The organism is Lewinellaceae bacterium (genome assembly GCA_020636105.1).
In the GTDB taxonomy this organism is placed as follows: domain Bacteria; phylum Bacteroidota; class Bacteroidia; order Chitinophagales; family Saprospiraceae; genus BCD1.
Genome location: JACJYL010000001.1, coordinates 372600 through 386161 on the forward strand (window position 1 = coordinate 372600; position 13562 = coordinate 386161).

Genomic DNA, 13562 nt, shown 5'->3' on the forward strand with positions numbered 1-13562 from the left:
TGATATTATTCATTCAGTTATGGTGAGAAAAGTCATTCGATTCGGGGTTACAAAGTGTCAATTTTACACTATAAATAATAGAAATGAGCGCCAGAATGCACCAGGAACAGATTACACACAAAGCTACAGTTCGACAACTGACCCAGGATGGGGTAGAGGTAGTACTCGAAGACCCACCTGGATGTGATGCATGCAATGCCCGGAGCAGTTGTGGTTTAAATCCTGAAAACCAGGGAGAAGAAGCGGCTAAATCACTATTTATTCCTGTTTTGGAGAACGTTTACCAGCCAGGCGAACAGGTGGAGGTTTCCATTTCCCCTGCTTTGGGCCTTAAAGCTGTTTTATGGGGATATATCCTGCCTTTTATCCTTTTAATGACTGTTTTACTCATTAGCCTGAATTTTTTAGGGGAACTGATGGCCGGTCTGACAGCCCTGGCTGTAGTGGCTCTGTTTTATATAGCGCTCTTTTTTAACAAGGAAAACATGCAGAAAACTTTTGCCATTGACATAAAGAAACTAAGATCATGACAGACACTATTTTATACACAGTTATTACTTTGACATCGGTAGGCGTTATTGCTGCTGCCATTCTTTATATACTCACCTTGTATTTCAAGGTATATGAAAATCCCCTGATTGATGAGGTGGAGGAAGTGCTACCCGGCGCGAATTGTGCAGGATGTGGATCTCCCGGTTGCCGTCCATTTGCCGATAAACTGGTGAACACGGAAGATATTTCCGATCTGTTCTGTCCGGTTGGAGGAAATGAAGTGATGGCTCAGGTAGCTAAAATTCTGGGAAAAGTAGTAGCCGAAAAGGATCCTGAAGTCGCCGTTTTACTTTGCCAGGGAAGTTGTGAGGTAAGACCTAAGACCAATTTTTATGATGGTCCATCTTCCTGCTCCATAGAATCGATGATTTATGGCGGAGATACGGGATGTGAATATGGCTGTTTAGGCGGCGGGGAGTGTGTTGACGCCTGTACTTTTGATGCCATGTATATGGATGAAAAGACAGGATTGCCCATTGTCATTACGGATAAATGCACCGGTTGTAATGCTTGTGTAACGGCATGTCCCAGAGATTTGCTTGAGCTCCGGCCAAAAAATAAGCGGGATTTGAAGATTTATGTAGCCTGCAAAAACCAGGAGAAAGGAGGATTGGCAAAAAAATCGTGTGCCGTAGCTTGTATTGGTTGTAATAAGTGCGTGGACGTATGTCCAAAAGATGCCATTACAATTGAGAATAACCTCGCTTATATCGATGCTGTTTTATGTACCCTTTGTCGAAAGTGTGTGCCCGTTTGCCCTACAGAATCTATCCTTGAAACCAATTTCCCGGCAAGAAAAGTAAAACCGGAAGATAGTGCAAAAGAGAAGAAACCTGTAAAACAAGAGGCGGGAATAGAAATGACCCCTGATCAAAAAGAGGTTTAAGCGGTAGCGTCGGACAAGCCATGTTATCTCATTTCCAATTTCCTTTTTCTGCAGTGATAATACAACATAACCGGCTGGATATTTCAGCCGGACAGTAGATTCTAATTTCAGCATTATGTTAAAAACATTTCCAAAAGGCGGTATTCATCCAGCGGACAATAAACTTTCCGCCAACATGGCTATTGAGCCATTGCCTTTACCCGTTTCGGTTTCCATCCCCATTTCCCAGCATATCGGTGCCCCGGCTGAAGTTATTGTAGAAAAAAAGCAAAAGGTGAAAGTGGGGGAAGTAATCGCTACAGCAAAAGGATTTGTGTCTTCAAATATCCATGCTACGGTTTCTGGCACTGTAACCAAGATCGATACCGTGCTGGATAGTTCTGGCTACAAAAGACAAGCCGTTACCATCCGTGTAAAAGATGATGAATGGGTCGATGGTGTTGACCTGGGGGATGAATTAATAAAAGATTTTGATCTTACGAAAGAGGAAATCGTCAGAAAGATCATGGAAGCCGGTGTTGTTGGCCTGGGAGGCGCGGCATTCCCTTCTCATGTAAAACTGGCCCCTCCGAAGGGAAAACATGCGGATATTCTTATTGTCAACGGGGTGGAATGTGAACCTTTTTTAACCGCCGATCACCGGTTGATGGTTGAAAAACCAGAGCAAATATTGGTCGGGATAGATATTTTAAAAAAGGCCCTTGATGTCAAAAGAGTTGGCATTGGAGTGGAAGCCAATACACCGGATGCGGTAAAAATATTCGAACAATTGACAAAAGACCGTGACGATATAAAAGTGTACCCGCTCCAGGTAAAATATCCGCAAGGAGGAGAAAAGCAGTTGATCAAGGCTGTTACCGGGCAAGAAGTGCCCGCGGGTGGGTTGCCTATTGATGTCGGCGCTATTGTTCACAATGTAGGAACGGTCTTTTCTGTTTATGAGGCCATCCAGAAAAATAAGCCTCTGGTGGAAAGAGTGGTTACCATAACAGGGAAATCCCTTGCTCGTCCTGCCAATTTCAAAGTACGGATCGGTACCTCTGTGGCCGATTTAATTGAAGCGGCAGGGGGGATGCCCGAAGATACCGGCAAGATCATCAACGGGGGTCCCATGATGGGAAAATCATTGAGCGACGTGACGGTGCCGATTACCAAGGGCACCTCCGGTATCTTGTTGGTTCCTGAAGAGGAAACGCGCAGGGGAAAGGTTAAAACCTGCATTCGCTGTAGCCGTTGTGTCAGTGTTTGTCCGATGGGCCTCGAGCCATATCTCTTAATGACTTTGGTGGAAAAGAAACTCGATGAGAGAGCACGGGATGAGGATCTTTTCGATTGTATAGAATGTGGGTCCTGCAATTACATCTGCCCTTCGAACCGGCCTTTACTGGATTATATCAGATTAGGAAAAAAAGTGCTTAAATAAACGCCATGGATAAATTTATAACCATATCAGCTTCACCTCATATTCATACCGATGAATCGGTGAAAAAAATAATGTATCGTGTGGTCTATGCATTGATACCGGCCTATTTAATCTCTTTGTACGTATTCGGATTGGGAGCGCTCGTCGTCAGTATGGTCGCCGTTATATCCTGTGTTGTTTTTGAATATATCATTCAAAAGTATATTCTGAAATCAGAGGTCACCATTATCGATGGTTCTGCGGCTTTGACGGGGTTGTTACTCGCATTTAACGTGCCTACTAATTTACCGGTATGGATGATCATCGCGGGTAGCTTTTTTGCGATTGCGGTGGCAAAATTATCCTTTGGCGGGCTTGGGAATAACGTCTTTAATCCTGCCCTGGCAGGTCGTGTATTCCTGCTGATCTCTTTCCCGGTGCAAATGACTTCATGGCCACTTCCTTTTGTAAATCAATATGCCTATACAGACGGAGTAACGGGAGCAACGCCTCTGGGGATCATGAAGGAAGGACTGAATAACGGAGAAGCTATAGGTTCCCTAACGGCCCAAATTCCTGATTACGCAGATATGTTATATGGATTTATGGGCGGCTCAATGGGGGAAATTTCCGCACTGGCGCTGCTGCTTGGAGGAGGCTATATGCTTTACAAACATGTTATTACCTGGCACATTCCCGTTTCCATCCTCGCTACCGTCGCTGTCTTTAGCGGGATCATGTGGATGGTGAATCCGCAAACCTACATGGATCCTTTGTTTCACCTTACTGCAGGGGGATTGGTACTTGGAGCCTTTTTTATGGCAACGGATATGGTGACCAGCCCGATGACGGGAAAAGGCATGATCGTCTTCGGGATCACCATAGGGCTGCTCACTATGGTGATCAGGTATTTTGGAGCTTACCCGGAAGGGGTTTCCTTTGCCATACTCATCATGAATGCTTTTGTGCCTTTGTTGAATAAATATTTTAAACCAAAACGATTTGGTCACAATTTAATCCAAAAACAATGAGTAAGCCAAAATCGACACTGATCAACATGGTATTGGTGTTACTGATAATTACCGGCGTATCCGGTTTTTCCCTGGGGTACATCAATGAGTGGACCAAAGGACCTAAAGAGGCTACCCGCCTGGCCAGGAAGCTGGAAGCCATCAAATCCGTCCTTCCTGAAATTACCAATAATCCGGCAGAAGAAATGGTATTATTGCCGGTGGGTACTTCCGGAGATAGCCTGGAGTGTTATATTGGAAAAAAAGACGGAGTCCCTGTGGGATTTGCCATTTCCACTTATTCCAATAAAGGGTTCAGTGGCCTGATCCGGATCATGATAGGTTTTACCGCTGATGGAAAGATCTTTAATACGGCCGTATTGGAACAAAAGGAAACGCCCGGGTTGGGTACGAAAATGAAGGATGCCAAATTCAAAGACCAGTTCCCGGGAAAAGATCCTGCTTCCTTTGAATTAAAAGTCAAAAAAGACGGGGGAGACGTGGACGCCATAACCGGAGCCACTATTTCTTCCAGGGCTTTTTCAGGAGCTGCTAAAATGGCCGTTGATGCACTGAATCAAAACAAGGAATTATTGGAAAAATAAGCTTTTTGGGGTTCAGCCCTGTAAATGCAAAATATACAAAAATGACACAGTGGAAAAATTTTATTAAAGGGGTGATCAGTGAAAACCCGGTATTTGTCATGCTGCTGGGAATGTGTCCTACCTTAGGGGTGACTTCAACGGCAATAAACGGGCTTGGAATGGGGCTGGCAACGGCTTTTGTCCTGGTCATGTCAAACGTAGTGGTCTCCCTGGTCAAGAATTTAATTCCCGATAAGGTAAGGATACCGGCTTTCATCGTGATAATAGCATCCTTCGTCACTATAGTGGAAATGGTGCTCGAAGCCTTCCTGCCGGGTTTGTACGAGCAGCTGGGTATTTTTATTCCCCTGATCGTCGTAAACTGCCTGATCCTTGGGCGTGCGGAAGCTTTTGCTTCGAAAAATCCGGTGATTTCGTCCATTGTAGATGGATTGGGTATGGGAATCGGGTTCACTCTCGCTCTGACGGCGTTAGGATCTGTTCGGGAAATCCTGGGGAATGGATCTATTTTTAATTTCTCGTTCGTACAGGAAGGCGCTTCTACTTTTATTTTGTTCATACTGCCTCCGGGAGCGTTTATTACGTTGGCCTATTTAGCGGCCATTTTCAACAGGGCAACCAAACAACAGAAATGATCATAAGTACTTTAATCTTTTGTCTTTAAACTTTAGCCTTTTTATCATGGAATACATTGTAATCATAATATCGGCCATTTTTGTTAACAATATTGTATTGAGCCAGTTTCTGGGGATTTGTCCATTCCTCGGGGTTTCAAGCAGGGTTTCCACTTCAGCAGGTATGGCAGGTGCTGTCGTTTTCGTTATGACGATAGCCACCATGGTGACCTTCCTGCTTCATCAATATTTACTTCTTCCCCTGGGCCTGGATTATATGCGTACCATTACTTTTATCCTGGTGATTGCCGCACTGGTGCAGATGGTGGAGATCGTGCTTAAAAAAGTAAGCCCGTCCCTTTACCAGGCCTTGGGCGTATTTCTTCCTTTGATCACGACCAATTGTGCCATTTTGGGCGTTTCCATCCTGGCTATCGGCTTTGAAAATGCTACTTTATTGAAGGCAGTCGTTTTTGCTGTATCCACTGCATTAGGATTTGGTCTGGCGCTGATTGTATTTGCCAGCATCAGGGAGCACATGGACCTGATTGATATTCCCAAAGGGATGAAAGGAGTGCCCATGTCTCTGCTCATTGCAGGATTGCTTTCTCTGGCATTTATGGGTTTTATGGGGATTGTTTAACAATTAATCTTCAGCAGCCTGGGCTTTCATAGCTGCGGCAACGGTATGCCCCAGGTATTTTTCGATAAAATAATGTCCAATGTATATCACGGGAGTTAATACTACTGCCATGATGAATTTATAGATATATTGAACCGTGCCTACAGCAAAGAGTAATGGCCATGACCAGGGCTCAATGAATCCGGTAAGCTGAGGGCCCAGCCTGAAGGCAATATACAAAACAACAAAACTATCCACCAACTGAGAGATTAAGGTAGAGCCGGTAGCACGGAGCCATATCCACTTTTCCCCCGTAGCATTTTTTATCCGGTGGAAAGATACAACATCCACCATTTGCGCCACAAGGAAAGCCATCACAGATCCTACAATGATCAAAAGCCCCTGTCCGAATACTGAATTGAAGGCACTTTGCATGTCCGGCACACCCCTGGAAACGTTTTGAACCACCCACCAGTCGGCAGGGGCCAGCCTGATGGCTCCGTAAACCATGATAAAGGCATAAATGATCATCCCGACCGCCAGGAAGGATAAAAGTCGAATACCTTTTCTGCCGTAATACTCATTGATGATATCTGTCATGATAAAAACCACGGGCCATAATAAAACACCGGCTGAAAACTGGAGGGCTCCTTTTTGGCCAAACAGGTTAAAATTAAAAGGTGCCCAGCCCAGCGTATCTTCCAGGGCAAATATTTTAACGCCGATAAATTCAGCGACCAGGGCATTGGCTATAAAAAAACCTCCCAGGAGGATAAAAAGCCGGGTAGGCTTTTGGCTAATAATATGATTGATACCGGTTACTTTTTCGTGCAGGTCCATTTGAGTGTGTTATTTGGCTCTAATTTAACGGGCCATCACCGGCTTTCCAAAACTTTTTTTATTTTGCAAAAAAAACGCGCATGAAGATTTTGATTAAAATGGTACTGTCGCTCCTATCTCTTTTGCCTTTTTGCCTTAATGCACAAACTTTTAGCCCTAATTTCAATTTTTCCGATACCACTCAAATTCACGTATTAAAAACTCATCGTGGTGATGTTTTTACAGGGAAGGTTATTGAAATAAAGGATACAAACTTGCGCTTTCTTGCCAATGGCGATATCCCCCTTGAGTTCCGTTTTGCAGAGATTAGTTCGGTGTCTGTGCAGGGAGAGGACCAAACAGCCGAAGCACCTTCGATGGAAAACCATAAACAAAAAGAGGATCACGGACTTGAAAACGATACTTTTCCCACACAGATCATGTTTTATACGCAATCGGCTTTTGCTTTGAAAAGAGGAAAAAAACTATTTACCAATGTGGATCTGCTTTGGAACTCCTTTGATTTTGCCGTTACGGATCGGTTTTCTGCGGGCGTGGGGGTGTTTTTACCCATTATGGCCATCGTCAGGGGAAAATATGCTTATGAGATTACCGAAAAGGTACACCTTGGAGTGGGCAGTAATATTTTTACGATTTATGATTTTTATGATCTGAACATGATGGGGCATGTTTACGGAGTGGCAACCTTCGGCACCCCTGAATTATTCGTCAATATGACTGGTGGATATTTTCTACCAGTTGGTTTTATTGAAGATCGGGTGATTGGGACGAGTGCAGGGGTGGGAGGCGAATCGAAAAGGTTTATTTACAAAGCGGAAGTTTTTGTTTATCGGGAACCCAACTGGAATGGTCAATTTATTACGAGCATCTTCCCTGAATTGGGTTTTGTAGTAAAATCGGGAAATAAACGTTATGAATTTGGTGTATTAGGCGTTCCGTTTTGGGATATTGCCGTTTTCCCTTACCTGGCTTTCAAGTCGCATTTTTAAAAGACTGATAAAAAACCCCTTTTAATAAAACCCTACTCCTTACCTTTGCGTTTCCAAAAATAAAAAGTAGTTTAAAATTGAACCATGGCAAAATTATCGATTGACCTAAAAGAGGGAAAGCTTAAAAAGGAGAGTGACGTGATCATCGGGATAGACCTGGGAACCACCAATAGCCTGGTGGCCTACATTCGTGACGGTGAGGCCATAGCGGTAAAAGATGAGCAAGGGAAAAGTACTTTGATGCCTTCCATCATTCATTTTCAGCAGGATAATAAGGTAGTTGTTGGGGAAATTGCCAAGCAAAAATTGATTTCAGATCCTTCCAATACTATATATTCCGTCAAAAGACTTATGGGAAAAGCCTTTAATGACCTTTCCGGACATGAGAATTATTTCGGTTATAAAATTATTGATGACGACACGGAAAGCCTCGTGAAAATAAGGGTTAGAGATTCCTTTTTTTCCCCCATCGAGCTTTCAGCAGAGATATTGAAAGGACTTAAGGAAAGAGTTGAAAAAGTATTGGGAGAAACAGTGACCAAAGCGGTGATCACGGTTCCTGCCTATTTTAATGATACACAGCGGCAGGCTACAAGAGATGCAGGTAAATTAGCTGGTCTGGATGTTTTGAGAATTGTGAATGAGCCAACGGCTGCAAGTCTTGCCTATGGCATAGGTCGTGAAAATGATGATCAGAAAATAATTGCAGTTTACGATCTGGGAGGGGGGACTTTTGATATTTCCATTTTGAGCATCCATGACGGAATTTTTGAAGTATTATCCACTAACGGGGACACTTACCTGGGCGGGGATGATTTTGACCGAAAGCTCATCGATTTTTGGCTGGAACAAACGGGCATTCAGCGTTCCGAGTTGATACAGCAAAAAGAACTTAGTCAAGCCATCAGGCTGCTTGCCGAAGAAGCCAAAAAAATCCTTTCAACAGAAGACAGTTACACAGGAAAGTTAAATGGCTATCAGGTTTCTATCACCAAAAGTCAGTTTGAAAAACTGATTAGTCCTTTAGTAGATAAGACGCTTGATTGTTGTAAAACGGCCCTGAAAGATGCTGCGGTCAATGTCGCTCATATCGACCATGTGGTCATGGTTGGAGGGTCTACCCGGGTTCCTTTGGTAAAGGAAACGGTGGCTGCATTTTTTGAGCAGCCGGTGTATGATAAACTCAATCCAGACGAAGTGGTCGCCCTGGGAGCCGCTATCCAGGCAGATGTCCTGGCCGGAAACAATAAAAATATTTTGCTCCTGGATGTAACTCCACTTTCCCTCGGGATTGAGACGGTCGGTGGGTTGATGGACGTTATCATACCCAGGAACAACAAAATTCCAGTGCGTGTGGGCCGGAACTACACTACCTCTGTTGACGGTCAAACTAACCTTAAAGTGGCTGTTTTCCAGGGAGAAAGAGATTTGGTGGAACACAACCGAAAATTGGGCGAGTTTATCCTACGGGGCATTCCTCCCATGGCGGCAGGAATGCCTAAAATTGAAATCCAATTTCTGTTGGATGCTGATGGCATTTTACGGGTGAAAGCCAAAGAATTGCGCTCCGGAGTGGAGCAGGAAGTTGAAATTCGCTCACAATACGGGATTAGCGAGGAAGAAATGGCCAAAATGCTGATCGAATCCATTCAAAATGCCGAGAAAGACGTCGCCATTCGTGGTTTACTGGAGGCAAGAAACGAAGCCAATAATATTATTTTGTCCTCAGACCGTTTTCTTAGTCAGAATGCGATTATCTTGGAAAAGGAAGAAATAGAAGAGACAAAACGGCTGACGGCTATATTGAGAAAAAAGGTAGAAGAAACGGATAAAGATGCCATCAATTTGGCGATAGAGGAATTGAATGCCTTTACCAACCCATTGGCTCACAGAGCTATGGATATGGCCATCGTCACTGCCATGAAAGGTAAAAAAATTGAATAACCAGTAACCAGGCATCATGTCAAAAAAAAACAAAAACACTCGTTCTGGCGTCGTTTTTTCAACGAATCCTGATTTCGAATATGTTTACGAAGATCAGTCTGAAGAGGTGAAAGAAGCGCCCGCTTCCCAGCAAAAATTACGTGTATTCCTAGACAGGAAACAGCGGAAAGGAAAGGATGTTACCCTGATTGCCGGTTATGCCGGTCCGGAAGGAACACTTAAGGAATTAGGCAAAATGCTCAAGACGAAGTGTGGGGTAGGAGGGTCTGTTAAAGAGGGTGAAATCCTGCTCCAGGGAGATCACAGGGATAAGGTGGTCGATATTTTGAAAGGCCTGGGATACACCCAGACTAAAAAGGCCGGAGGTTAAAAATAGATTAAAAAATATGAGTCATCCCGGCGTTCCATGCCGAGGACAGGTTCCCGGAATTTACCCCTCTTTAAAATGGAAATTATATGATTATTTGAAGAATTTTTTACGTTTTGTGGTTTACTTCTTAAAAAAAATCCCGAATTCCATCTGATGAGATGAAATTCGGGATTTTTAATATTAATGCGTAGATGGTTTACTTTTTCTTTTTGTCTTTCGCGGCCTGTTGCTTCTGTTGTTCTTCCATTGCAGCCGAAAGGCGTTCCCTGAAACCGGATTTCTTTTTAGGCTTTTGCTTGAATGCCTCAAGTTCTTTCTGTATTTTATCCTGATCGATAATATAGTTCTTGGTGATCACTGTCTGTGCTATATTTAGCAAGTTACTGAATAGCAGATAAGTGGTCAATCCTGAGGCATAACTGTTGAAGAACCCAAGGAACATGACGGGCATAATATATTGCATATATTTCATGGCCGGGTTAGCCGACATATCCATGTGCTTGGAATTATAGTAAGTATAGACCAGCATTGACACGGCCCACAATATAGTGAGCAGACTTACGTGGTTTCCAAAACCCAGTGGGACGGAAAAAGGTAAGTGCAGTATAGAATCATAAGTCGATAAATCCGTGGCCCACAAAAAGGATTGCTGTCGGAACTCAATAGCGGCGGGAAAAAACCGGTAAAGGGCAAACCATATAGGCATTTGCATTACCATAGGCATACAACCTCCCAATGGATTGGCACCATATTCCTGGTAAAGTTTCATGGTTTCCATCTGCTGAGCCTGCTTGTCATCTTTATACTTTTCCTTCATTTTCTCCATGCGGGGTTTCAGGGCCTGCATTTTGGACTGGGAGTAAAGCATTTTATAAGTCAAAGGATACAAAAGCAATTTAACCAGTAAGGTCAACAGGAGGATGGCAATCCCCATATTTCCAACCAATTTTTGCAAAAAGTTGAAAATAGGACGAATGACCCATCTGTTAATGGTGCCGAGAATACTTCTTCCAAAGGCTACAATATCTTCCTGGCCATCATCAAACTGTCGAAGAATGTCAAAATCATTGGGGCCAATATAATAACTCATGCCAAAGGTTTCACTGCTCGCATGGTTAAAGGGAATATTCACCTCTGACTTGGCGATTTTGAGATCTTCCATTTCATCCCCAAGGGTTTCAATCTCAAAAACTCCACTCGTAAAAGCCTGGTCAGCAACGAGGATGCTGCTAAAAAACTGGTTGGCATCTGCCATCCATTTTATCTGACCGCTGGGCGTTTCTTTATCGCTTGAGGTCCAGGAACAATTGTCCGGATCATCGTCCGTCTTTTTGAAGTGTACCGTAGAGTATGTTTTTTCAAAACGAACACTTCTTTCAATTTTATCGAGGAAATTGACCTTGGAAAGTTTAATGGACTGAGCCTCGCCTGATATGATGGTATTTAAATTTTCAAATTTGATATCGTAATCCAAATCATAAGAGCCATCCTTTAAGGTATAGGATTGTTCAAAATATCCTCCGTTGGCCGCCATGGCCCGGAAAGTAATTTTTTTACTTTCCGCAGTAGCTTCGAAATAAAGATCGCTCGTTTTCACACCTCCGGCTGGCAGGTTAGCGATGGGCAGAAAGTATTCGAATTTATTTTTTTCATCCTCCAGCAGTAACAAAGGAATTTTCACTTCTTTTCCCTCCTCATCCTCAAGTGCTTTGGAAAAATGCTTCAATTGAACTTGCTTGATTTTTCCTCCCTTATTGGTAAAAGTAATCTTCATCAAATCATTTTCGATGACACTTTCCTTTTCGGAACCGTTGGCAGAAGTAGAAAATGGGCCATAAGCACCTGCCATTTGTAATTGTAGGAGCGAATCAGATACCTGACTGGGAACGTTGCTTTCAGCCTCTTGCGCTGAACTATCGCTAGATTTGATCTGTGCGGAACTTTCGGCTTGCTTTTGCTCTACCAGGGCAATTGAGTCGCTGTAACGCTTTTGGGCCTCCAGCTGTTCCTGTGACGGAGCCGTTACCTGCTGGTAAACGACCAGCATGATAAAGATTAAAACAAGACCAATTATGGTATTCCTGTCCATTTATTATTATTTTAGTTTTTGCTTAAGTGTCCTGGATTTTGCAATCCTCACATAAATTCGGACGCAAATGTACAATTTTGTTTAAGATTGGCCGATAATTAAGATTAAAGAATGGATAACAATCACTTAAAAATAGACAAAAGCCTACTCCAGGCTTACGAGCGGGCTGATTATGTCGTACCGGAAATCGGCGAAATACTCCATATTGGGAAGCTTCATCCTCTATTGGATGCGTTTCTTGAGCAGCATCTTTATGAGCAATGGGCTTTTATCAGTGCCTTTAATCCATACTCAAATGTAAAGGATGAACAGTGGAATAAGGAAAGGCAACAAGAGCTTAAAACGCTCTTACTGAAAGAAGGTTATGCCTTTTTGGAGGCTTATGGTAAAGATCCTGAAGGAGAATGGCCGCCGGAGGATAATTTTCTTGTGATGGACATTTCAGAAGAGCGGGCCGTTGCAATGGGTAAAGTCTTTAAACAAAATGCTATTCTGGTTGGAAAACGTGGCGGGGCAGTCAGGTTGGTTTTTTGCATTGAATAATAAAAGACGGCCAACTATTTTTAATCCGAATGATTCAATCAATGATGAGATACACAGGCCTGATTTTTTACCATTAGCTCACTATTTTATTTTATCACGGGTTGCGAAAAAACAACAACCCGTAATAAAATAAATCTTTAGCACTAAATCTATTTGTTCCGGTTACTTTTTCTCAAAAGAACGGATCAGTTCCTCTTCGCTTTTGCCAAGGTTGTTCAATAGAAATTGGGCGTCATCGGCAAATTCATTGTCCGGGTATTTTTTGATAAAAGCCTCGTACTGTTTTTTGGCCTCATCGTATTGCTTTAGGTCGTTATCAAGTGTAAATCCATGGAGGAATAAAGCCTGTGGTGCTTTTTCGCTTGTGGGATAAACATTGTATATCCATTCGTAAAATTCAATGGCTTTGGGGAATAATTTAATGGAACGGGCTGTTTCGGCGGCTCGATGAAGCCATGTTGGATTTTCCTGATCTTTAGGATTAATCAGGGCATACATCTCGCAATTCAGCACAAAATTATTGGCGGAACGATAATCTACTTTGCCCGTCGTTTCATTGAACATCTGGGGGATCATAGCTTCCATTCTTTCTGCGAAAGGTTTCGTTTCTGCCGTAATTTCACCTTTCACCTTTTCTATACCTTCGTAACCAGGGAAAGCCGCTACCAAAGCCTGGCGTATGGTTGTGGCAACCTCGGGGTTCTGTAATTTATTGGCGTAAATTTCTGCGAGAAGATCACACGCTTTGGCTGAATTATCTGATTCGTAGTAATTTTTAAGGGCGAGTTTCAGATTTTCGGTCGCCGTAGCAAAACGATTCATGCGAAACATAATACTGGCAGATCTATAAAGGTAACGTGCGTTGTTTATGTCATCAGGATGTTCCTCAATGTATTTGCTGTAAGCTTCCAGAAGGGCCTCTGCATCCTTTGGATCTTTAGAAGTTTCGAGTTTTTGTTCAAGCGTGTCAATGGCACTTTTTTCAGAGTCAGCACCGCATCCTGAAATCATTACGGCTGCGATCAATAAAACGAATATTTTTTTCATGGATCTAGATTAAATTAATTTGAATGGTCAAAGGTAATAAAATGATAAA

General features: G+C 43.0%; 14 protein-coding genes. 11 read left to right on the top strand and 3 right to left on the bottom strand.

Features of this window, described 5'->3' with window-relative positions; genetic code table 11:
* The first annotated feature begins 83 nt into the window (after nucleotides 1-83).
* The 7 genes from H6571_01315 to H6571_01345 all read left to right on the top strand — a co-directional run bounded on the left by H6571_01315 (nucleotide 84) and on the right by H6571_01345 (nucleotide 5712).
* Nucleotides 84-530 carry a SoxR reducing system RseC family protein gene (locus H6571_01315; protein ID MCB9322355.1) on the top strand — a complete coding sequence of 149 codons (447 nt, stop codon included), beginning with the start codon at nucleotides 84-86 and terminating at the stop codon, nucleotides 528-530.
* Nucleotides 527-1438, top strand: coding sequence for a Fe-S cluster domain-containing protein (locus H6571_01320; GenBank protein ID MCB9322356.1), 912 nt, complete (start codon nucleotides 527-529; stop codon nucleotides 1436-1438). Before H6571_01315 ends, H6571_01320 begins: the two co-directional genes overlap by 4 nt.
* A gap of 115 nt (nucleotides 1439-1553) precedes the next feature.
* Nucleotides 1554-2861, top strand: coding sequence for an electron transport complex subunit RsxC (rsxC, locus tag H6571_01325; protein ID MCB9322357.1), 1308 nt, complete (start codon nucleotides 1554-1556; stop codon nucleotides 2859-2861).
* Nucleotides 2862-2866: 5 nt separating this feature from the next.
* Nucleotides 2867-3871, top strand: coding sequence for an RnfABCDGE type electron transport complex subunit D (locus H6571_01330; protein ID MCB9322358.1), 1005 nt, complete (start codon nucleotides 2867-2869; stop codon nucleotides 3869-3871).
* Nucleotides 3868-4455, top strand: coding sequence for an RnfABCDGE type electron transport complex subunit G (locus tag H6571_01335; protein ID MCB9322359.1), 588 nt, complete (start codon nucleotides 3868-3870; stop codon nucleotides 4453-4455). The genes H6571_01330 and H6571_01335 overlap by 4 nt, the downstream gene beginning before the upstream one ends.
* A gap of 41 nt (nucleotides 4456-4496) precedes the next feature.
* Nucleotides 4497-5090, top strand: coding sequence for an electron transport complex subunit E (locus H6571_01340; GenBank protein MCB9322360.1), 594 nt, complete (start codon nucleotides 4497-4499; stop codon nucleotides 5088-5090).
* 46 nt (nucleotides 5091-5136) lie between these two features.
* Nucleotides 5137-5712 carry an RnfABCDGE type electron transport complex subunit A gene (locus H6571_01345; protein ID MCB9322361.1) on the top strand — a complete coding sequence of 192 codons (576 nt, stop codon included), beginning with the start codon at nucleotides 5137-5139 and terminating at the stop codon, nucleotides 5710-5712.
* Between the two features lie 3 nt (nucleotides 5713-5715).
* On the opposite strand, the gene H6571_01350 is transcribed toward H6571_01345, so the two are convergent.
* Nucleotides 5716-6531 (bottom strand): queuosine precursor transporter, encoded by an 816-nt coding sequence (locus tag H6571_01350; protein ID MCB9322362.1) that lies wholly within the window; start codon nucleotides 6529-6531, stop codon nucleotides 5716-5718.
* A gap of 80 nt (nucleotides 6532-6611) precedes the next feature.
* Here H6571_01350 and H6571_01355 point away from each other — a divergent pair, with 80 nt between their 5' ends.
* From H6571_01355 to H6571_01365, 3 genes are all read left to right on the top strand, one after another.
* Nucleotides 6612-7520, top strand: coding sequence for a hypothetical protein (locus H6571_01355; GenBank protein MCB9322363.1), 909 nt, complete (start codon nucleotides 6612-6614; stop codon nucleotides 7518-7520).
* A gap of 84 nt (nucleotides 7521-7604) precedes the next feature.
* The gene (gene hscA / locus H6571_01360) at nucleotides 7605-9464 is read left to right on the top strand and encodes a Fe-S protein assembly chaperone HscA (protein MCB9322364.1); all 1860 of its coding nucleotides are present in this window, start codon (nucleotides 7605-7607) and stop codon (nucleotides 9462-9464) included.
* A gap of 16 nt (nucleotides 9465-9480) precedes the next feature.
* Complete coding sequence (locus H6571_01365; protein MCB9322365.1) at nucleotides 9481-9834, top strand: translation initiation factor; 354 nt, start codon at nucleotides 9481-9483, stop codon at nucleotides 9832-9834.
* 196 nt (nucleotides 9835-10030) lie between these two features.
* Here H6571_01365 and yidC read toward each other — a convergent pair whose 3' ends face one another.
* A complete protein-coding gene (gene yidC, locus H6571_01370) occupies nucleotides 10031-11923 on the bottom strand; it encodes a membrane protein insertase YidC (protein MCB9322366.1) in 1893 nt (630 codons plus the stop codon).
* Between the two features lie 111 nt (nucleotides 11924-12034).
* Between yidC and H6571_01375 the strand changes: the two genes are divergently transcribed.
* A complete protein-coding gene (locus H6571_01375; GenBank protein MCB9322367.1) occupies nucleotides 12035-12466 on the top strand; it encodes a DUF3293 domain-containing protein in 432 nt (143 codons plus the stop codon).
* 162 nt (nucleotides 12467-12628) lie between these two features.
* Here H6571_01375 and H6571_01380 read toward each other — a convergent pair whose 3' ends face one another.
* A complete protein-coding gene (locus H6571_01380; protein MCB9322368.1) occupies nucleotides 12629-13513 on the bottom strand; it encodes a tetratricopeptide repeat protein in 885 nt (294 codons plus the stop codon).
* Nucleotides 13514-13562: the final 49 nt, after the last annotated feature.